Below are 20,841 nucleotides of genomic sequence, written 5' to 3'. Positions count from 1 at the left end.
CGAAGGGTAGTGCGATCAGGCGATTCCGGCCCCGTGAGTGGCCGCCTCCACGTTGCGCGGGTGATGACAGGCCGCCAGGTGCGCCCGCTCCCGCTCCACCATGTCCGGTTCCTCGTCCGAACAGACGTCGGTGGCCCAGCGGCAACGGGTGTGGAAACGGCACCCCGACGGTGGGTCGATCGGGCTGGGCACGTCACCTTCCAGAATGACCCGCTCGCGGGCGGCGTTGCGCCGCGGATCGGGGATCGGGACCGCCGACAGCAGCGCATTCGAATACGGATGGAACGGCTTGTCGTACAGCTCGTTCGCCGCGGCCGTCTCGACGATCTTGCCCAGGTACATGACCGCCACCCGGTCCGACACATGCCGGACCACACCGAGGTCGTGGGCGACGAACAGGTACGACAGCCCGAACTCCTGCTGCAGATCTTCGAACAGGTTGATGATCTGGGCCTGCACCGAGACGTCCAGCGCCGATACCGGCTCGTCGGCGATGATCAGCTTGGGCCGCAGCGCCAGCGCCCGGGCGATCCCGATCCGTTGCCGCTGTCCGCCGGAGAACTCGTGCGGGAAGCGGTTGTAGTGCTCGGCCTGCAGGCCCACCCGGTCCAGCAGGTCCTGCACCTGGCGCTTCACCTCACCGCCACTGGCCAGCCCGTGCAGCTCGATCGGGTCACCGACGATCTGCCCGATCCGCTTGCGCGGGTTGAGCGACGCGTAGGGATCCTGGAACACCATCTGGATGTCGCGGCGGATCGGGCGCAGGTCCCGGCGGGATCGGCCCACCAACTCCTGGCCCTGAAAGCGCACCGATCCGGACGTGGGCGTCATCAACTGCAGGATCAGCCGGCACAGCGTCGACTTGCCGCAGCCGGACTCACCGACCAGGCCCAGCGTCTCGCCTTCGTGCAGCGTCAGGCTCACCCCGTCCACCGCGCGCACCCGGGCCACCTCGCGCTCGATGACCGCGCCCGCCTTGATCGGGAAATGCTTGACCAGGTCGGTAACCTCCAGCAGCGGCTCGCCGGCGCTCATGAGCTCACCGGCTTACGCAGGCCGATCCGGCCGTCCACGTCACGCAGCGTCGACTTCTGCACCGGGTCCAGCCAACACCGGTCCAGATGACCGACCGCAGCCTTGGTCTCCAAAGGTGGCATCTGCGTGCAGTTCTCGAACGCATGTGGACAACGCGGCGCGAAACGGCACCCCGGTGGCAGGGCCAGCAGTGACGGCGGAGCGCCACCGATCTGCGGCAACCGCGAGTGCTGCGGCGCGTCCAGCGGTGTCAGCGACCCGAAAAGACCCCAGGTGTAGGGGTGTTGTGGATCGTAGAAAATGTCGTCGACGCCGGCGTCTTCGACCACCTGCCCGGCGTACATGACCAGCACCCGGTCGGCGACCTCGGCGACCACGCCGAGGTCGTGGGTGATCAGCACCACCGCGAGACCGCGTTGCTCGTTGAGATCGGCCAACAGTCGCAGGATCTGCGCCTGGATCGTCACGTCGAGAGCGGTGGTGGGCTCGTCGGCGATCAGCACCTCGGGTTCCAGGGACAGTGCAATGGCGATCATCACCCGCTGCCGCATACCGCCGGAGAACTCGTGCGGATAGTCGCGCACCCGGCGTTCGGGATTGGGAATGCCCACGGTGCGCAGCAGTTCGACGGCGCGGTCGCGGGCCTCGGCGCGGGAGACATCCCGATGGGCGCGGATCATCTCGGTGATCTGATCGCCCACCCGGTACACCGGATTCAGCGACGTCATCGGATCCTGGAACACCATGGCGATGTGTTCGCCTCGGATACTTTGTAATTCGCGGTCATTGAGCTGGGTCAGATCCTTGCCGCCGAACCGCACCGCGCCGCCGATGGTCGCATTCGGGGCGCGGGTCAGACCGATCACGGTCTGCGCGGTCACACTCTTGCCGGACCCCGACTCGCCGACGATGGCCAGCACCTCCCCGGCGGCCAGGTCGAACGACACGCCGTCGACGGCGCCCACCACCCCGTCCTGGGTGGTGAAACTGACGCGCAGATTGTCGACTTCGAGAATGGGGCTCATACCGGTGCTGCCTCTCCGAGCCGGATCCGTGGATCCAGGAATGCGTACGCCACGTCGACCAGGGTGTTGAACAGCACGATGAAGAACGCGCCGAACATCGTCACCCCGATCAACGGCGGCAGGTCCAGCGAACCGATCGCCTGTCCCGCATACAGACCCACACCGTTGAGGTTGAACACCGTCTCGGTCAGGATCGCCCCGCCGCCGACGACGGCCCCGAAGTCGAGTCCGAACAGGGTGACGATCGGGATCATCGAGTTGCGCAGCACATGTTTGATGCGCACCTGCCGTTCACTGATGCCCTTGGCCCGTGCGGTCCGCACGTGGTCGTCGTTCATCACGTCGAGCATGTTGGACCGCAGTACCCGACTGTAGAAACCGACGTAGAGCACCGCCAACGTCAGCCACGGCAGGATCAGGTGATACGCCCAGTCCAGCGGATCCTTGGTGAGCGGCACGTAACTACTGGTGGGAAACAGCTCGGCCTTGAAACTCAAGTAGTACAACAGGATTGCGGCCAACCAGAACACCGGCATCGAAATTCCCACCAAGGACAGGATGGTCAGCGCACGGTCGGTGAACTTGCCGGCATGCACGGCGCTGAGATATCCGAACCAGATGGCCAGCGCCATCCACAGCACGGCGGCGCCGATGCAGAGCGACAGGGTGGCGGGCAGGCCCTTCCAGATCTGCTCGACGACGTTCTGTGAGCTGGCATAGGACGTCAGTTGACCGGTGAAGATCTGCTTCATCATCGTCAGGTACTGCACATACAGCGGCTGATCGAGCCCCAGATCGGCACTGACCCTGGCGATCAGCTCCGGGTCGGCATTCTTACCCGCGATGCGCGCCGCCGGGTCGGAGTTGGGAATCACGTTGAAGATCAGGAACACCAGCACCGAAATGGCGAACAGCACACCGACCATTCCGGCGAGGCGTCGGATCACGAAACGCAGCATGTCAGTGCTCCAACCGGATCTTGGCGCGCGGATCCAGCGCATCTCGCAGGCCGTCCCCGAATACGTTGAGCGACAACACCGTCAGCACGATCATCAGTCCGGGCACGATGGTCAGGTGGGGGGCGGTGTAGATGGTCTGGTAGCCGTCGGCGATCATGGTGCCCCACGAGGCGTTCGGGGCCCGTACGCCCGCACCCAGGAACGACAGCGCCGATTCCAGCAGCATGTTGTTGGCGATGTTGAGGGTGAAGAACACGATGATGGTCGACATCACGTTGGGTAGCAGCTCGCTGACCACGATCCGCACCGGGCCCTTGCCCTGCGCCACCGCCGCCTCCACGAATTCCTTCTCCCGCAGCGCCAGGATCTCGCCACGGATGGGACGGGCCATATAGGGCACGTAGACCAGCCCGATGATCATGATCGGAATCCACAGCGAGTCGCCGGCCACCTCCAGCGCGCCGATCTTCAACCCGCCCAGGGCAAGCGCAGTGCCCAGCGCGATGCCGAGCAGCAGTACCGGAAATGCCCACACCACGTCCATCACCCGCGACAGCGTGGCGTCGATCCACCCGCGGTAGAAGCCGCACAGCAGCCCGACCACAACGGCCAGCACCGTGGTGATGGCCGCGGCCGCCACGCCGATGTAGATGGACGTCCGCCCGCCGTACATGAGGCGCACCATCACATCTCGGCCGTTCTGGTCCGCACCCAGCAGATACCGTCCGTGCAGGCCCGGCCCGATCGGGGTGCCGTCGGGTGAGACGATGTCGACCTGCTGTCCGTCGATCATCATCGTGTCGGTGATGTGGTTCTCGTTGGGCCCGGTGTGCGCCACCTGGTCGGCCCACAGCGGGGCCGCCAGGCAGAACAGCACGATCAGGATGAACAGGCCGCCGAAGGCGAGGCTGACTTTGTTGCGCCGCAGCCGAAGCCACGCCAGATACCAGGGGCTTCGGCCCCGGATCTGCGCCGCGGGGGCCCCTGCCGGAAGTACGGGGTCCCCGGGCGCTTCGACGGCGTCGGTAGGGGTGGCCATCCCTACTTCAGGGCCAGCGCCGACCAGTCCTGGTTGAACAGGAGATGGTGGTAGGCCTTGTCGAAGTCGATCCGGTCGGAGACGAACGTGGTGAACTGCTCGTTCCCGTAGGGCGCCCAGGCCGCCTGCTCCATATAGGCCTTGTCCAGCGCCGCGTACTGCGCCTCGGTGTCGCCCTCGGTGAGCTGCCTGGTCAACAGCTCATCCATCTTGACGTCCAGCTCCGGGTAGGACGCCCGGGAGAAGTTGTTGCCGTTGGTGGGCAGGATCGCGTCGCTGTTGAGCAGCGGTCGGAAGAAGTCGTCGGGGTGCGGGAAGTCCTGGAACCAGTTTCCGAAACCGGTGTCCAGATCCGGTGTGGACTGGTTGCCGATCGTGGTGAAGTAGACGTCACCGGCGATCACCTTCAGCGTCGCGTTGAAGCCCAACTGGTTGAGCACATCGTGGTAGTACTCGCCGATACGTTTGCGGTCGGGCTCGTCGTTGGTCCACACCGTGATATCCCGATCGGCCGGATTGGCCTCGGCCAGAAGTGCTTTTGCCTTGTCCATATCGGGTCCCGGATAGAGTTTGTACTCCTCGTAGCCCGGCATGCCCGGCGGCAGGATCTGCTGCGTCGGATGCATGCGCCCGCCGAACACCCGGTTGAGCGCCTCCGGGTCGATGGCGTAGTTGACCGCCTGACGTACCCGCACATCGTTGAACGGTGCGGTCTGGTTGTTCATCCAGAAGTAGTAGGTGTTGATCGACTCCTCCATCCGGAAACGGTCGCCGAAGCGGGTTTTCACCTCCTGCAGGCGGTCCGCATCCGGTGGGTCGACCATGAAGTCGATGGTGTTCTGTTCGACACCGGTGACCTGGGCGGTGTTGCTCTTGTTCTGAGTCACGATGATCTTGTCGACGTTCGCGTCGGCGACCTCGGTGGCGCCGGCATCCAGGACGGTCTGGAAGTTCGGGTTGCGCTCCATCGTCAGGGTCTGCGGCGCTTCGACACTCGTGATCATGAACGGGCCGCTGGATGCGGGCGGATTGTTGGTCGCGTCATCGGACAACGGGGTGCTCGGTGGTACGGGCGCCGCGAACGGCAGTCCCAAGACGTTCTCGAAGGTGCCGTTCGGGCCGTCCAGCGTGATGGTGATGTCACCGGTGGCGTCGTCGGTGACGATGCCGGAGATGCTGTCGGCTGTCCCCTCTGCGTATTCGGGCGCCCCGACGATGCCGCTGTAGAACACCGAGCCACCGGAGTCGGCCTTGAACAGTCGCTGGATGGCGTAGGTGAAGTCCGACGCCTTGATGGGGCTGCCGTCGGAGTACTTCATCCCCTGCCGCAGCTTGAGCTTGTAGGTTTTCCCGTCGGGCGAGATCTCGGGCATCCCCTCGGCCAGCCCCGGCACCACCGCGGTGCCCTCTTCGCCCTTCGCATGCTTGTAGGTCAGCAGCGGCGTGTAGGTGTTGTAGAGCGCCTCCCACCCTTCGAGAGTGTAGGACAGCTGCGGGTCGATGTAGTCGGGGAACGACGTCATCGTGATGTTGATTTCGCCCCCGCCCGATGCGTCGGATGCTTCGTCGCCGCCACATGCGGCGACGCCGAACACGGCGACGGCGCAGATACCGGACATGACAATCGTCTTGCGCAGGGCTGTGCGCAGCTTGCTCATCTGGCTCCCTAGGTTCGCGGCTCGGGCGAGTCCCGTCCGCGTCGACGCTTCAAAAGCGATTCGGGTAGCCATCTTGGACGGAAACTTGGGAGAACGCAGCCCAAACTCCGTAAATTTTCTGGTCTCTCAGACAATTGACAGGAAACATTCCTGTAATTAACGCCCACGTCGCCAAATCGGCGGGTCAGGGGTTGATCAGAATTCCGTCGTCCGATGCGGCTTTCAGCAACTGCTGGATGGTCAACTCGCCGTACCCGATGTGCACCGTGCCCCGCCGCGTCCCCAGCCACGGCACCACGCCCGGGTCGGGATCGACGTCGAGGTGATACGCCTGCACCCCCATCAGGTGGTACTGGAAGAAGTTGCCGAGGAAGTCGACCGCGAAGACCAGGCTGCCGATCAGGCTCTTACCCCACATCGCCGCGGCGTTGACCATCGGATTCATCGCCTCACGGTCGCCGATCAACACGATCGGACCGTAGTGCGGTTTGGCACCGCCGCCGGGCACATACGCGGGGAAGAACGGTTGCAGCCCAGGCAGATCCGTGGCCATGAACGCCGCCGGGCTGCCGTACTGGGCGACGTTGACGAAATTGGAGTCGGCACCGTTGCCCGCGACCTTGGTGTTCAGTCCGGGTGATTCGAAGCCGATCCCGGCCAGGCCGGTTCGCTGCGCGACGAACTGCGCCTCCCAGCCGCCCAGCGAGTGACCGGTGACGAACACATCGTCGGCCGCGTAGCCCTGCAGAGCCGCCTCCTCCTGCACCCGCCGCGCGAAGCGAAGCGCGTCGTAGAAGGCCAAGGGGGTTGTGCCGGTGAGGATGACCTGCATATCGGCGGCCACTTGGGCCAACGTGATCAGCGGGTTGACCAACAGGTTCGTCCCGCCACTGGTGCCCTGGTAGGCGATGATGACCTGCCCCTCCGGGGTCACCCAGGCCTTGCCCGACATGCCGGAGAACATGTTGGTCGACTGCATCTGGAATCCGTTGGCGGTCAACGGCACCAGCCCGCCGGGCGCGGTCCCCCAGCCGTACGCGGCCGTCGATGCGTTGAGGAACTGCGCCACCGTCGGGGTCGGTCGGTCGGTCGGTCCGGTGTAGGTCATGGTGGGCAGCACTGGCTGCACGGCCGGCGTGCGGTGCAACCCGACCAGTCGCTCCACTTCGCGGAACGCAGCGAACAACAGATCGTTGATCGGCGCGATGTTGAACGGGCTACGGGGGCCGCTCGCGCTCGCGGTGAAGTCGAGGAACTGCAGCACGGCGTTGATGACGCGACCGGGCAGCTCAGCGCCCTGGCGATCGGGGACAGCGGCTTCGGCGGCGTGGGTGTGGTCACCTCGACAGCGGAGGCGAGAGCACCGACCACCGTCGGTGCCGCGGTCTGTGCGGTCAGCGCGGGCTGCAGCGCCGGGGCTTCGATGGTCAGCACGGCAGTGGTCGCGCCGCTGCTCACGGCCCGCGGGGTGCGGACCGACCGTTCGACCCGGCGGGTGGTGAGCGGCCGGTCACGGTCCAGCTTGGCCCCGGAGCCCGCGCGCTTGGGCGCTGTCCTCGGTTCGGTGAGCGATATGCCCGGCTTGTCGGCTCCGGTTTCGGGTGTGTCGGTATCCGGCGTGTCCGGCTCGGAGCGATCCTTGGGCTCGTCGGACGGATCCGGTTTCCCGGCAGCATCCGGGCCGGCGGAGGTCGAGGACGTCGACCCGGTGTCATCGGCCCACGCCACCCCATGCACGGGTGCGACGACAAGTCCCGCGCTCATCAGCACCGCCGCCACGACGTACCGCAACGATCTGACGTTCTTGCGCTCTGCAGCCTGCAACGCCGACCCCCTACGCCCTGACAACACGCGATGTCATGTGGAGGCTAAGCGACCGCGCGCCACGGCAGGGCCGTTTTCAGCAACTGACGCTGCGCCGGGGCAGCGCATCGACCGTCCGGCGAGGCACCTAGAGCATCCGGTCCAGCAGCGTGCGTGCGACGGCGGTGACCAGGGAGCGGTTGTAGGTGATGGTGAACTCGAAACGCCGGTCCCGGTCGGGCCCGCCTTGGAGATCCGGCCCCTCGCGGGCAATGAGCGCGACGGCGGTTTGGGCTCCCAGTGCCACCACGGTCCATTCACTGCACAGCGGATCTGACTCGCTGAGGGCAACGCCGCGGATCCCGGAGCCCAGGTCCGTTGGAAGCTCTTGACCGAAAATTGCCACCAGCGGCGATCTTTGCGCCAGCCGCAGGTAGCGTCGCGTGGTCCCCGCGGTCAGGTATCGAGCGTCTTGCAGGGTGCTCAGCACTATCGGCGGGTCCGCAGTGTGGATTGCCTGGTCCTCGATGTGCCGCGACAGGGCCGTCAGAATTTCTTTGCGAGCAGTACGCAGCGGTGCGTCGCTGGCGAGCAGGTCGAAAGGCGACTTCGGCAACAGCTGGGGCGGCGGAGCCTTTTCAGGTGGTGACCATCGGTGAACAACGTCACCGGATCCGGTAGTCCAGTACTTGTATCCCTGGCCCAGGGTGGCGCCCAGGGCCAGGGCCTGCTCCAGGTGATCGTCGTTTTCGATCCCTTCGGCGAGGATGGTTGCGCCTGTTCGTTCGTGATGCGCCAGGACGGCGGCGATTGTTCGTATTTGATCGCGCCGGGGTTGGGACTGCACCAGGCGCAGGTCCAACTTGATCACGTCGGGCATCAAAATATCGAGCATGCTCAACGAATCGGGATGCGCACCAACATCATCGAGCGCAATCATGAATCCGTCTCGGCGCAACGCAGCCACCTTCGCCAGCAGCGCGTGCGGGTGGTGGAGCAGGCTGCGTTCCGTGAGTTCGAACATCAATGTCAGCTCATCGCGTCCGCGGGCCAGCAGATCGTTGCCGGCAGGTCCGCAATAGGGGCTTGCCGGCTCGCAGTTGACCGCCAGCAAGGTGCCGCGTGGCAGCCGCCGAGCCAGTGCCGTATCGATCGCGGCATCCACGCACAGCCGGTCCAAGTCGTCCAACTGTCCAACCTCGGAGGCGAAGGTGAATACATCGGTAGGACACGGGATGTTCAGTGACGGCCAGCGGGCCAGCGCCTCGAACCCGATGACGTCTCCGGTGGGCAGCACAACGATCGGTTGGAGAACCGGTGCCAAGCCAACTCCGCGCACCGCAGCCACAATTTCATCGCTCGCACCGATTCCGATGTCATCCACGCACTGAGCGCTCGAACGCCCGACGAATGTCACGCGGGTCCGGACAGCCTTGCCGGGCCGACGATTCCGGAATGCGCGCTCTCCCCCAGCCGGGCGTCGCGCGGGCCCAGCGCTGCCAGCCGGACATCTCCGCCATAGTGTGCGAGTACCCGGGGATCCATCACGCGACGCCACAACGGCGGAACCAAAGCCAGGACAACCATGGTGCCGTAGCCCGCCGGCAACTGCGGTGCCTCGTCGGACGGGCGCAAGGTTTGATAGCGACGACGAGGGTTGGCGTGGTGGTCGGAATGTCGTTGCAGGTGGAACAGGAACACGTTGGCGACAAGTGTGTCGCTGTTCCAGCTGTGCACCGGACGGACGGGCTCATACCGACCGTCCGCGGTCCGTTGGCGCCGAAGTCCGTAATGCTCAAGGTAGTTCACCGATTCGAGCAGGCAGAAGCCGATGATCGCTTGCCCGGCCAGCCAGGGCAGTACACCGGGCCCGAAGCATACCGCCAAGCCCAGGTACAACCCCGCGCTGATCAGCCATCCGCTGACGACGTCATTGCGCAGGCTCCACGGCGACCGGCCGAGCCTGGCGAGTCGGCGACGCTCCAACCCCCAGGCCGACCGGACCCCTCCGGTGACCGACCGGAACACAAACCGGTAGACGTTTTCACCGAACCGAGAACTCGCCGGGTCCTCCACAGTGGCCACCCGCAGATGATGCCCCCGATTGTGCTCGACGAAGAAGTGGCCGTAACAGGTTTGTGCGAGTGCCAGTTTGGCGAGCCGTCGCTCGGCTTTCGCACGCTGATGCCCGAGCTCATGCGCGGCGTTGATGGCAACTCCGCCGATGATTCCCACCGTGAACATCAGCGCGATCTTGCCGCCGGACGTCATCTGCAGCCAACCACCGCCCGCCCACAACCAACACGCAAAGACCAACGACAGGTACTGCGCCGGCAGGTACAGGTCGGTCGCCCAGCGATAGAAGGGGTCGGTGTTCATGGATTCCAGCTCGTTCTCACTGGATTCGTTCAACGACTTACCCACCAGGTAGTCCATGACCGGGACGAGCACGAAGGTGAGGAACGGACCCAACCACCAGAACAGATGTACTCCCGTGGCCTGCACCGCGAGCCACGACGCGAATGCCGCGCCGGGCACGATGGTTCCGAGCAACCAGAGGTACTTCTTGTAGACGCGCCGCGGCGGCAAACCGCGAGGAGCGCTCACCACGGGACCGGGGCCCAGATGCTGCTCGATGTTCGTTGTCTCATCGTGCTTTTCAGTGAGGTAGTGCGAGGTGGCGCCGACGACGGTAACGCCGCCTGCGATGTCATTCTGGGGCGTCATTCGGCGCTCCTCTCTTTTGCGACATGAAAGGGAAATGGCAATGGGGGCGCCGGGATTGCCGACGCCCCCACTGTCTGTCTGAGCTGTGCCCCGAGGGGCCTAGCCGCTACTTATGACGACGCGCCGTCAGCTCCATCTGCGCCGTCGTTGCCGCCGGCACCGCTGCCGCCTGCAGAGCCGGAGCCACCCGTCGCGCCGGTTCCACCGGTCGCGCCGGTGGCACCGGTCGCGCCGGTGCTGCCGCCGGTCCCGTTCAGTCCGCCGGATCCACTTGATCCGCCGGGGCCGAAGATCCCACCGCTGCCTGCACTACCGGCTGCGCCACCGCTGCCGGCCGCACCACCGGAGCCACCTGCGGCACCCGTTCCACCGGTGCCACCGGCACCACCTGCGCCGCCCGTGCCCGCTGCGCCGCCGGAGCCACCGGTTGCGCCCGATCCACCGATGCCACCCGTGCCGCCGACACCGGTGCCACCGGCTCCTGTGCCCGCGCCACCGGCCCCGCCGGCGCCGCCGTTACCGCCTGCGGCTCCGGTACCACCGTCGCCACCTGCGGCACCGGTTCCACCGGTGCCACCGTCGCCGCCGGCCTGGCCTGCGCCGCCGGTACCGCCACTACCACCGGTTCCACCGTTGCCCGCGGCTCCGCCGCCACCGAATAGTCCTCCGGTGCCGCCGTTTCCGCCGGCTCCGGCGTTGCCACCCGCGGTGCCTGCGGTGCCGGTGGTGACGCCATTGGCGCCTGCTCCACCGGTGCCACCCGCGCTACCGGTGCCGCCGGCCTCGCCCGGGGCGCCGATCCCGCCGTTGCCGCCGTTGGCGCCGTTGCCGCCAGTTCCCACTCCGTTGGTGCTCGTGCCCGCGCCACCCGCACCACCCGCGCCACCGTCGGTGGCTCCGGCTCCGCCGTTACCGCCGGCCGCGCCATTGCCGCCGGTGGCTGTTCCCCCGGCCGCGGTGGTGTCGGCTGCGCCGCCGGCTCCACCGGCACCGCCGTTGGCGCCTTCAGAACCGCTCGCCCCGGCCGCGCCGTTGCCACCCGTCGCGACGGGAGCATCGCCGGCTGCCGCGCCGCCCGCGCCACCGGCTCCACCGGGGTTGCCCGTGGTGCCGGGCAGGCCGTCACCACCGGTGGCGACGCCCGCCGCGCCGGCAGCACCTTCGACACCCGCGGGGCCACCGGGGGTGAGGTTGACCCCGTCGGCACCGTCGCCGCCCGGTGTCGTTCCTGGCGTCCCGGTCCCACCTGCCGCGCCAGTACCCGTGGCGTCGGTCCCGTCAACACCCGAAGTGCCGGCACCGCCGACCCCGCCGCGGCCGCCCTGACCCAAGATCGCCAGCAACCCGGCGTTGCCGCCGTTACCACCGTTGGCTCCGACTCCGCCGGCCCCGCCGGCGCCACCGCTACTGAAGTGCGCCAACAGACCGGAACTGCCGCCGTTACCGCCGACCGCGCCGTCGCCGCCTACACCACCGGCGCCGCCGCTGGCAAAGTGCGCCAGCAGACCCGAATTGCCTCCGTTACCACCGGCGGCAGCGGACCCACCGATCCCGCCTGCGCCACCATTGCCGATGAACAGGCCGGCGTTACCGCCCCGTCCGCCGACGACGCCATCCGCGCCGGAGCCCCCGACGCCACCGAACCCGATCAACAGGCCGGCATTGCCGCCGTTGGCTCCGGAGCCCGCCGCGCCGTCGACACCGTTGGCGATGAAGAAGTTGACAATCGGGATCTGTCCCGCGACCCCGATGAGGTTGTACAGCGGCGAATGGGCGCTGATCGCCGCGAAGGCAGCAAGTGCGTTCGGCGTCGGGGCGATCTGGCTGATCACGAAGTCCGCGCCCGAGAAGTTGTTCGACGGACAACCGTCAGCGACGACCAAGCAGTTGACGCCCCCCGCCGGCTGCACCGACGGGTTCGTCAACGGTGCGGCCTGAGCCGTGCCGGGAGCAAGGGCGAACAACGCCCCGGCGCCGGCGATCGCGATTCCGGTGGCATAGGGATACATGGATTTCTTCATTGAGTAGCTCCTCGTTCGGGCCCGACAGGGGCCGCAAAGCGGATTTGCCTGATGGCAATCCGCCCACACCCATGACTGCCGCTGGCGATAGCGCGAGCATGTCCCATTATGGTCACAGTCCTGCATGTATGCTCGTAACCATACAGTATTGCGCATATGCATGTCACTGTTTAGGGCAAATCTCGGGGCGATCTCGCGGTTTGCTGCAACGGAGGCTTGAATATCGTCGAAACGAGCACGGAAACCGGCGCCGGGAATTCCGGGCGCGCATCGGATGGACCCACACCCGGCGATGTGCCATACCCTGTCCCGGTGGCACAGGCGACGTGGTGGCGATATGTCGTGACGGTGACGGGGAATGCAACCCAGAAAGACATCGCCGCCGCTACCGGCATCGATCAATCCAGCATCTCCAGGTGGCAAAGCGGCACCAACACACCGCGAGCCGAGGCGGTCGTGACCTTCGCGCGGACGTATCGCCGGTCGCCGGTCGAAGCCCTCGTCGCCGCGGACTACCTGTCGAGCGAAGATGCCGGCGTTGTCGAGATGACGACCCTCACCGGCGACCTGACCCGGGTGTCGATCGATTCGCTACTGGGCGAGATCCGACGTCGGGTGTTGGCCGCAGACCCCGAGGCCGGGCCGCATTGGCCGGCCGGCTGGTCCGCCGATAACCCGGCAGTGGGCCGGCGTGAGGATGGCGAGTAGCGCCGCGATTTCGTTGGCCGAAAGATCTTCTGGCCGAACTCGTGACATCACCTGCTGCAACTCCCACCGCAGATGCGGCAGCAACACGGGCCGCCCCACCTTGGCGTAGCCGCGCGCCGCGTTGATGCGGTCACCAACCTCCGACAGTTTCATCCGGTCAACCTGACTGCTGACGAGTGCCGCGCACTGGAGCGAACGGTGACTCTTCGACAAACGCCAGTATTACACTGCGTAGGAGTTGCTCGCAAGCAAACTTGCGTCGCCGAAGATTTAAACCTCTTTAGCCTACAAAAATTTACGACATTGCTGTTCAGCACTATGCGGCCCTCCGCGACGCTCGCCAAGCTTTGATATCCAGCAAACGCCATTTCAGACCAGAAACGAACCGAGACACGCACTCACACTTACGTCGCGCAAACGCAGCACAGCTACTCGGCCGCGTATCACGTCAAGCCAGCTGAGCTCGGACGTCTCGGGCTTGTTCCGTTGTAGCGAATACCAGCCCGTTCCGCGGCAACTGACCCGCAGACCCGTCACCCGTTCAAAGCGCGATCCAGATTGATGGCCGCACTGATGAGAGCAAGGTGGGTGAACGCCTGCGGGAAGTTGCCGACCTGGTCGCCGGTCGCACTGACCTGCTCGGCGTAGAGCCCGACGTGATTGGCGTAGGTGAACATCTTCTCCAGTGCCAGCTGGGCGTCGGCGAGCCGACCCGCCCGGGTGAGCGCTTCGACATACCAGAACGAGCAGATCGAGAAGGTGCCCTCCTTGCCGTCGAGGCCGTCGGTGCCCGGCTCATACCGGAACACCAGACTGTCGGTGACCAGATGCTGTTCGACGGCACGCAACGTCGAGAGGAACCGCGGATCGGCCGGCGACAGGAACTTCATCATGGGCATCAGCAGCAGCCCCGCTTCGAGGTCGGTACCACCCTCGACCCGGGTGAACGCCTCCAGGTCCGAGTTCCACGATTTGGTCATGATCCGGTCATAGATTTCGTCGCGGGCCCTGCCCCAGGCCACCAGGTCCCCGGGCAGCCCGCGCGCCCGGGCGATCCGGATGGCGCGCTCGATGGCCACCCAGCACATCAATCGCGAGGTCGTGTACGGCATCGCCTCGTCGCGGACCTCCCACATGCCCGCGTCGGACCGATCCCAGTTCTCGGCGACCCAGTCGACGATGTCGCAGACATCCATCCACGCGTCGTGGCTGATCCCCGGACCGTACTTGTTGAACAGGTAGACCGAGTCGATGATCTCCCCGTAGATGTCGAGCTGCAGCTGCGTGGCCGCCGCATTGCCCACCCGAACCGGCCGCGAGCCACGGTGTCCCGACAGGTGGTCGAGTTCTTGCTCCTCGGGCAGATTGCCGTCGATGTCGTAGAGCACCCGAAGCGGCCCCAGCCGCTTGTCGTCACCATCGCGCTGCCCCATCCGCTCGGACAGCCATCGCGTGAATTCCCTTGCCTCGTTCAGAAATCCGAGCCGCAGCAGCGCGTACATGCTGAAGCCTGCGTCACGAATCCACACGTAGCGGTAGTCCCAGTTGCGACTGCCGCCGATCGGGGCGGGCAGGCTGGTGGTCGGCGCGGCGATGATCGCGCCGCTGGGCTCATGGGTGAGCAGTTTGAGCGTGATGGCCGAGCGGTGCACCGTCTCACGCCAACGTCCGGTGTAGGTCGAGCTCGCGATCCATTCGCGCCAGAACTTCGTGGTCGCGTCGAGTAACGCATCCGTGCGGCCCATCGAACCGGCAGTGACCTCGTCACCGTCATCGAGCATCTCCAACACGAACAACGCGGTGTCACCGGTGCCGAGCTCGAAATCTGCTGTCACGATGCTGTTCTCGCCGCTGTCATCGATCGTCATTTCCGTGGAGGCAGACAGCCCCAGCCGTACACCGTCACCGGTGACCAGCACGCCGTCCCCGGAACGTTGCGCGGTACAGAATTGACGCGCGTAGTCGGGCCGCGCGTCCAGTCGCATCTGCAGCGTCAGGCACCCGCGCACCCCGCTGATCCGCCGCACCAGCCGCTGCCGGTGTTCAGGTTCGTCGGGCGAGATCACCGGCATGAAGTCATGCACCTCGGCGACGCCGTCATCGGTCAGGAATCGGGTGATCAGCACGGCGGTGTCGGGGTAGTAGAACTGCTGGGTCCGGGTGACAGCAGTGGTGGGCGTCAATTGCCAACTGCCACCACGGTCTTGATCCAGAATCGACCCGAAGACACTGGGCGAGTCGAATCTCGGCGCACAGAACCAATCGATGGTTCCGTCGGTGCCGACCAGCGCGCAGGTGCGCAGATCGCCGATGAGGCCATGCTGGGAGATCGCGAGAGGACGCTCACTCATCGGGCAGCCACCAGTCGGTCAGCGCCAGCGCTTCCTCCGGACCCCACGATCCTTTCCCATAGGTCTGTGCCGCCGGCGGTGCATCGAGCACCGGCTGGCACACCTGCCACAGCCGATCCACCTCGTCGGAACGGGTGAACAGCGTCTGGTCGCCGCGGATGACGTCGAGCAGCAACCGCTCATAGGCCTCCAGCGGAACCTCATCGGACACCGTGTCACCGAGATCGAAGCTCACACCGACCGGCATCAACTCCAGGTCCGGACCGGGGCGTTTGGCAAGCAGCCGCGCACCGATCGCCGGTTCGTCCGTCAATTCCAGGACAAGCCGGTTCGGGCCGTGCCCGTCGCCACGGAACGGACCCGCGCTCGGTGCCCGGAACGTCAGCGTGACGGTGCGTCGGGTGTCACCCAACGTCTTGCCGGTCCGTAGATAGAACGGCACGTCCTGCCAGCGCGGGGTGTCGACGAAGGCCTCCAAGGCCACGAACGTCTCCACCGCCGAATCGTCGGCGACATCGTCCTCGTCGCGGTAGCCGTCGTACTGCCCGAACACCACACGGTCGGGATCGAAGGGGCGCAGCGCCTCGAACACCGCGGCTTTCGCATCGCGCAGCGACACCGCGTCGGCACGTGGCGGCGGCTCCATCGCGACGAAACCGAGCACCTGACACAGGTGGGTGGTGATCATGTCGCGAAAGCAGCCCGTCGATTCATAGAAACTGCCGCGGCCCTCGACGCTGAGTTCCTCGGGGACATCGATCTGCACCGACTCCAGATGTTCACGGTTCCAGGCGGACTCGATCAGACCGTTGGCGAAGCGAAGCGCCAGGATGTTCTGCACCGCTTCCTTTCCCAGGAAGTGGTCGATCCGGTACACCCGGTCCTCGTCGGCAATCTGCTTGAGCGCCGCGTCGAGATCACGCGAGGACGCAAGGTCGGTGCCGAAGGGCTTCTCGACCACGATGCGCGCATCCTCGGCCAACCCCTGATGGCCGAGCATGTCGATCATGGACTGCATGGCCTCAGGCGGAACCGACAGATAGATCACCACCCGCGCATCGTTGCCGAGCTTTTCCCGCGCTTCGCGTACCGCCGCAGCCAGGTCGGCGCCGTCAGCGGCGTCAGATGTCTGAAAACATATACGGGACAACAAATCCGAGAGGACAACTTCGTCCAGGGCGTCGGCCGACCCGCGCAGGGCGGTGCCGATGTCGTCGCGGAACTCGTCATCGCTGCCCGGTGAATGACGGCCCGATCCGATCACGGTGTAGTCGGTGGGCAGCCGCTGCGTCGCCGCAAGCCGGTACAGACCGGGAAACAGCTTTCGCCGGGCCAGATCGCCGGTGGCGCCGAACACCACGAAGACATGTGGGCTCAGTTCGGGGCGGGGCACCGGGGGTTAATGCCCGGTACACGCCCTCGGCTAAACACCTGGGCCAGGATCACCGCATACTCGGCAACAACGATCGATCAGGTCAATGTGGCGCCGGCCGGCTTCCACAACAACGCGCCGATCACCAGGCCCACGAACGGCACCGCAGCCAGGACCGTGCTGAGCGTGGCACTGCCACCGGTGACGAGGGTGAAATTGGACAGCACCAGCCACAGGCTGGCCAGCAGACCCAGCACGGCCAGCACCGGAGCGATCCTGGTGTGCCACACCCCGCCGCCGAGATCGCGGTTCTTGAGGAAGAAGACCAACACCGCCACCGACGTGGTCAGCATCAGCAGCACCATACCGACGGTTGCGACACCCGCCATGGAGCCGAAAACACCGACCAGTGGGTCGATTCCGAGCAGGGCCAGGATGCCGACGATGACGGCCGCCGTCACAGTCTGCACCACCGATGAGAACGCCGGCGACTCATGGCTGTCGTGCACCGCCCCGAGGCGTGCCGGCAGCAAGCCCTTGCGCGACAGCACGAACTGGTAGCGAGCGATCACGTTGTGGAAGGACAGCACACAGGCGAAAAGGCTGGTCAGCAGCAGGATGTTGACGATGTCGCGGCCGACGCGGCCGAGCGCGGCATCGGTGGTGTCGAGCAGCATGTTGCCCTCCCCGTCGAGGGTCTGCTGCGCGGTGGCCGCGACCAGGTCGGGTCCGATCGCCACCACGAAGGCCCACACGGTCAGCGTGTAGAAGGCGCCGATGAGGATGACCGCGGCGTAGGTGGCGCGCGGGATCGTCCGTTCGGGTTCCCGGGCCTCGTCCCGGAAGACCGCGGTCGCCTCGAATCCGATGAACCCGGTGAGCGCGAAAAGGATGGCGATGCCGATGGCGCCCTGGCCGAACACATCCGGGGTGAACGAGACGAAGGTGATGCCGGCCGGGCCGGGGTCGGCGACGATGGCCAGATCCAGGATCACCACGATGCCGATCTCCAGGGCCAGCGCCACGCCGAGCACCTTGGCGCTCAGTCCGATGTGCCGGTAACCCAGCACCGCGACGACCGCAAGAATGGCGAACGAGTAGACCGGCCAGGGGATGACCGGACCGTCGTAGAACGCGACCGTGTCGCTGATGGCCCAGCCGATGTAGCCGTAGATGCCGACCTGGATCGCGGTGTAGGCGATCAGCGCCACCACCGCGATCCCCTTGCCCATCCGCTCACCGAGACCGACCGTGACATAGGAGAAAAAGGCGCCGGCCTCCGGAACGTGCGGCGTCATGGTCACGAACCCGACGCTGAAGACCAGCAGCACCAGCGAGGCGGTCAGAAAGCCGACCGGGGCACCCGCACCGTTGCCCAGGCCCATCGCCAGCGGCATGTTCCCGCCGATGACGGTCAGCGGGGCCGCCGCCGCGACGACCATGAAGACGATTCCGACGGGGCCGAGATGCCCGGACAGGCGCTTACTTTCGGTGGTGGTCATGAGTTCTCCTGAAGAGCCGAGGTGAGCAGGTCGTGGTCGAGGGCGTGCACGGTGTATCCCCGGTAGCCGGTGACCGTTTCGGCGGCCACCATGGCGTTGACGATGGCCTCTTCGGTGGCCTCGATGGTGAGGTCGAACAGCAGGTCCATCAGAAGTGGACCCACCATGCGCAGCGGGATCTCCGCCGGGATCCCGGTGACATCCCCGTTCGCCCCGTAGGACGGGATGCCGCGGTTGCCGGTGGTGAACGCGAGCATCAGGTCACCGCTGTACTGTTCGCCGGTGCCACCGAGTCGGCCGACGCCCAGCGCCGCGCGCTGGGCCAGTCGCCGGCACTGGTGCGGCAGCAGCGGCGCATCGGTGGCGACGATGACGATGATCGACCCCGAGCCCGGCGCATACCCGGGCGGGTAGGCGGGCAGCGGCACGCTCGGCTGTGTGACCGATCTTCCGTTGATCCGAAGCCGTTCGCGGCGGCCGTGATTGGCCTGCACCAGCACACCGACGGTGTAATCGTGCACCCGCGAGGCGGTCCCGATACCGCCCTTGAACTGGTGGCAGATCATCCCGGTGCCGCCACCGACATTGCCCTCGGCGACGGGTCCGTCGGCGGCAGAGGCCAGTGCCGCGCGGACGTGTTCGGGGCGGACGTGAAAACCGTTGATGTCGTTGAGAAATCCGTCGTAGGTCTCCCCCACCACCGGCAGCGACCAGTACACCCCGTCACCGCGCACGCGCACCTGCTCGGCCACTAGGCTGTCGCGTACCACGCCGACACTGTGGGTGTTGGTGAGTCCGATCGCGGTGGTGAGCTCTCCGGATTCGCGGATCCACTCCAGCCCGGTCAGCTCACCACTGCCGTTGAGGACATGCGACCCGGCGAAAAGGGGCTCGGTCCAGATGTCGTCGTGCGGGACGACGACGGTCACGCCGGTGTTGACGCCGTCACCCTGCAGCGTGGTGTGACCGACTCGCACACCTGGCACGTCGGTGATGGCGTTGTGGGGTCCGGTGGGGTGTTCCCCGATGACCACGCCGAGATCTCTGGCACGCATTGGTTTCATTTCGTTCAGGAGTTATTTTCCTATTTGGAAAAGAACTATGCGCCCGCGTACGCCTCCGCGCAACAGAAACGGCAAAATAGGGACGATGGCGCGACCGAACCGGCAAGAAGAGCGACGTGGCGAGATCCTGGATGCCGCCATCGCCGTCATCGAGCGCCACGACCTGGCCTCCCTCAAGCTCGCCGACGTGGCCGCCGAGCTCGGCCTGACCACCAATGCGCTGCGGTACTACTTCAAGGACATGACCGAGCTGCTGTCCGAACTGGCCCTGCGATCCGATGTCCGCTTCTACGACGAACGCCTGCAGATCGGCGCCCGGACCGACGATCCGGCCACCCAGCTGGCATTGACCATCGCGGCCGGCCTCCCGTCCGGTCCCGAGGACGCCGAATGGCGCGCGATCTGGCGCGCGGTGCTTGCGGCCGGATTCGAACTCGATCAGCGCCGCGACGTGCAGGCCATCTATCACCGCCAGGTCGACCTCTACAGCGACCTGCTCACCACCGGTGCGGAGAGCGGCGCATTCCGGCTGAACTCTCCCGCTCGCGATATCGCCATGACGTTGATGTCGATGGAGGACTATCTCGGCTATCGCATCGTCGCCCGCGACCCGGCATTGGATCGCCGGACGGCGTTGCGCCTGATGCGTGAGTACGCCCGGCTGGCCACCGGGGCCACCCTCCCCGTCACGCCGTGATCACACCCCGATGGTGACGGCGGGGTAGTTCTCCACATAGGTTTCACCGGAGCTGCCGTGGTAGGTGCAGGTTCGGGCATCCAGATCGACCACCCAACGCACCACACCGGCCTCCCACGCCGACGAGATGAACTGCTCGAAGGGCGCCCGCCCCTCCTGGTCGGCCCGCAACGCGCGAATCAGCGCGCCGGAGTCGAACGACGGGATCTCGGCGAGTCCGTGCAGCAGCGGGGTGCCCTGCTCGACCACCGCTCCCGCATCGGTGTGATAGATCCGCTGCAATGACGGCAGCAGCCATTCGTTGCGGCGAACCCCTGCGCGACGCAAAGTCTCGGCCAGGTAAGGGAATCCCCCGATCTCCGGGCGCACGTCCGTCGCCGCCTGGAACGCGCGCCGCAGGTTCTCGAGTGCCATCGTCATGGCGCCCATCCTAGGCTACTATGACAACATGTTGTCAAGTGGCGACGAGTTCGCGCTCCTGGTGGCCGATGTCTACGAACTGGCCGGCGCGTTGCGGCAGTCCGGAGAGTCCTTGGCCGCCAAGGAAGGGCAAACACAGGCGCGGTGGCAACTGCTGAACGCGGTGTCCGGGGACGGTCTCCCCGTGCCTGCCGCCGCACGCCGACTGGGCGTCACCCGCCAGGCGGTGCAACGGGTGGCCAACGATCTGGTCTCCGAAGGGCTGGCCGATTTCACCGCCAACCCCGGGCACCGGACGTCACCGGTCCTCGGTCTGACCAGCAAGGGGCGCGTGGCCTTGGCGGCGATGAACCGGCGCGCCGGCGCCGCCAACCAGCGCGCCGCCGATCGGGTGGGTGCCGACACCGTCACCGCCATGCGGGCCGGAATCCAGGAAATCCTCGCCGCTTTGGGCTGAAAG

At 66.2% G+C, this 20,841-nt stretch carries 18 protein-coding genes; 3 read left to right on the top strand and 15 right to left on the bottom strand.

Annotated features, from left to right (window positions below):
- Positions 1-15: 15 nt before the first annotated feature.
- The 10 genes from C6A86_RS02310 to C6A86_RS02270 all read right to left on the bottom strand — a co-directional run bounded on the left by C6A86_RS02310 (position 16) and on the right by C6A86_RS02270 (position 12,267).
- Complete coding sequence (locus C6A86_RS02310) at positions 16-1,035, bottom strand: ABC transporter ATP-binding protein (RefSeq protein ID WP_105364868.1); 1,020 nt, start codon at positions 1,033-1,035, stop codon at positions 16-18.
- A complete protein-coding gene (locus tag C6A86_RS02305; RefSeq protein ID WP_105364869.1) occupies positions 1,032-2,060 on the bottom strand; it encodes an ABC transporter ATP-binding protein in 1,029 nt (342 codons plus the stop codon). The genes C6A86_RS02310 and C6A86_RS02305 overlap by 4 nt, the downstream gene beginning before the upstream one ends.
- Positions 2,057-3,019, bottom strand: coding sequence for an ABC transporter permease (locus tag C6A86_RS02300; RefSeq protein WP_105364870.1), 963 nt, complete (start codon positions 3,017-3,019; stop codon positions 2,057-2,059). Before C6A86_RS02300 ends, C6A86_RS02305 begins: the two co-directional genes overlap by 4 nt.
- A gap of 1 nt (position 3,020) precedes the next feature.
- The gene (locus tag C6A86_RS02295; RefSeq protein ID WP_199196313.1) at positions 3,021-4,058 is read right to left on the bottom strand and encodes an ABC transporter permease; all 1,038 of its coding nucleotides are present in this window, start codon (positions 4,056-4,058) and stop codon (positions 3,021-3,023) included.
- A gap of 2 nt (positions 4,059-4,060) precedes the next feature.
- A complete protein-coding gene (locus C6A86_RS02290) occupies positions 4,061-5,716 on the bottom strand; it encodes an ABC transporter substrate-binding protein (RefSeq protein ID WP_105364871.1) in 1,656 nt (551 codons plus the stop codon).
- 184 nt (positions 5,717-5,900) lie between these two features.
- A complete protein-coding gene (locus C6A86_RS29150; protein ID WP_396834601.1) occupies positions 5,901-6,824 on the bottom strand; it encodes a hypothetical protein in 924 nt (307 codons plus the stop codon).
- Positions 6,821-7,540, bottom strand: coding sequence for a hypothetical protein (locus C6A86_RS29145; protein ID WP_396834599.1), 720 nt, complete (start codon positions 7,538-7,540; stop codon positions 6,821-6,823). The genes C6A86_RS29150 and C6A86_RS29145 overlap by 4 nt, the downstream gene beginning before the upstream one ends.
- Before the next feature lie 127 nt (positions 7,541-7,667).
- Positions 7,668-8,903, bottom strand: a complete 1,236-nt coding sequence (locus C6A86_RS02280; protein WP_311101010.1) for an EAL domain-containing protein — start codon at positions 8,901-8,903, stop codon at positions 7,668-7,670.
- A gap of 29 nt (positions 8,904-8,932) precedes the next feature.
- The gene (locus tag C6A86_RS02275; protein WP_105364873.1) at positions 8,933-10,246 is read right to left on the bottom strand and encodes an alkane 1-monooxygenase; all 1,314 of its coding nucleotides are present in this window, start codon (positions 10,244-10,246) and stop codon (positions 8,933-8,935) included.
- A gap of 110 nt (positions 10,247-10,356) precedes the next feature.
- The gene (locus C6A86_RS02270) at positions 10,357-12,267 is read right to left on the bottom strand and encodes a PGRS repeat-containing protein (RefSeq protein WP_158263301.1); all 1,911 of its coding nucleotides are present in this window, start codon (positions 12,265-12,267) and stop codon (positions 10,357-10,359) included.
- Between the two features lie 312 nt (positions 12,268-12,579).
- Here C6A86_RS02270 and C6A86_RS02265 point away from each other — a divergent pair, with 312 nt between their 5' ends.
- Positions 12,580-12,975 (top strand): helix-turn-helix transcriptional regulator, encoded by a 396-nt coding sequence (locus C6A86_RS02265; RefSeq protein WP_158263302.1) that lies wholly within the window; start codon positions 12,580-12,582, stop codon positions 12,973-12,975.
- A 533-nt stretch (positions 12,976-13,508) separates the two neighbouring features.
- Here C6A86_RS02265 and C6A86_RS02260 read toward each other — a convergent pair.
- From C6A86_RS02260 to C6A86_RS02245, 4 genes are all read right to left on the bottom strand, one after another.
- Complete coding sequence (locus C6A86_RS02260; protein ID WP_105364876.1) at positions 13,509-15,326, bottom strand: glycoside hydrolase family 15 protein; 1,818 nt, start codon at positions 15,324-15,326, stop codon at positions 13,509-13,511.
- On the bottom strand, positions 15,319-16,719 hold the full coding sequence (zwf, locus tag C6A86_RS02255) for a glucose-6-phosphate dehydrogenase (protein WP_233213136.1): 1,401 nt from the start codon (positions 16,717-16,719) through the stop codon (positions 15,319-15,321). The genes C6A86_RS02260 and zwf overlap by 8 nt, the downstream gene beginning before the upstream one ends.
- Positions 16,720-16,796: 77 nt before the next feature.
- Positions 16,797-18,200 (bottom strand): APC family permease, encoded by a 1,404-nt coding sequence (locus C6A86_RS02250; RefSeq protein ID WP_105364878.1) that lies wholly within the window; start codon positions 18,198-18,200, stop codon positions 16,797-16,799.
- On the bottom strand, positions 18,197-19,255 hold the full coding sequence (locus C6A86_RS02245) for a P1 family peptidase (protein WP_105364879.1): 1,059 nt from the start codon (positions 19,253-19,255) through the stop codon (positions 18,197-18,199). Before C6A86_RS02245 ends, C6A86_RS02250 begins: the two co-directional genes overlap by 4 nt.
- 94 nt (positions 19,256-19,349) lie before the next feature.
- Here C6A86_RS02245 and C6A86_RS02240 point away from each other — a divergent pair, with 94 nt between their 5' ends.
- The gene (locus tag C6A86_RS02240) at positions 19,350-19,961 is read left to right on the top strand and encodes a TetR/AcrR family transcriptional regulator (protein WP_199196314.1); all 612 of its coding nucleotides are present in this window, start codon (positions 19,350-19,352) and stop codon (positions 19,959-19,961) included.
- On the opposite strand, the gene C6A86_RS02235 is transcribed toward C6A86_RS02240, so the two are convergent.
- Positions 19,962-20,381 carry a DUF1398 domain-containing protein gene (locus C6A86_RS02235; protein ID WP_105364881.1) on the bottom strand — a complete coding sequence of 140 codons (420 nt, stop codon included), beginning with the start codon at positions 20,379-20,381 and terminating at the stop codon, positions 19,962-19,964.
- Positions 20,382-20,409: 28 nt separating this feature from the next.
- On the opposite strand from C6A86_RS02235, the gene C6A86_RS02230 reads away from it, so the two are divergent.
- Positions 20,410-20,838, top strand: coding sequence for a MarR family winged helix-turn-helix transcriptional regulator (locus C6A86_RS02230; protein WP_105364896.1), 429 nt, complete (start codon positions 20,410-20,412; stop codon positions 20,836-20,838).
- Positions 20,839-20,841: the final 3 nt, after the last annotated feature.

Source organism: Mycobacterium sp. ITM-2016-00316, from assembly GCF_002968335.2.
Taxonomy (GTDB): Bacteria; Actinomycetota; Actinomycetes; order Mycobacteriales; family Mycobacteriaceae; genus Mycobacterium.
This window is presented reverse-complemented; position numbering and strand designations above follow the sequence as displayed.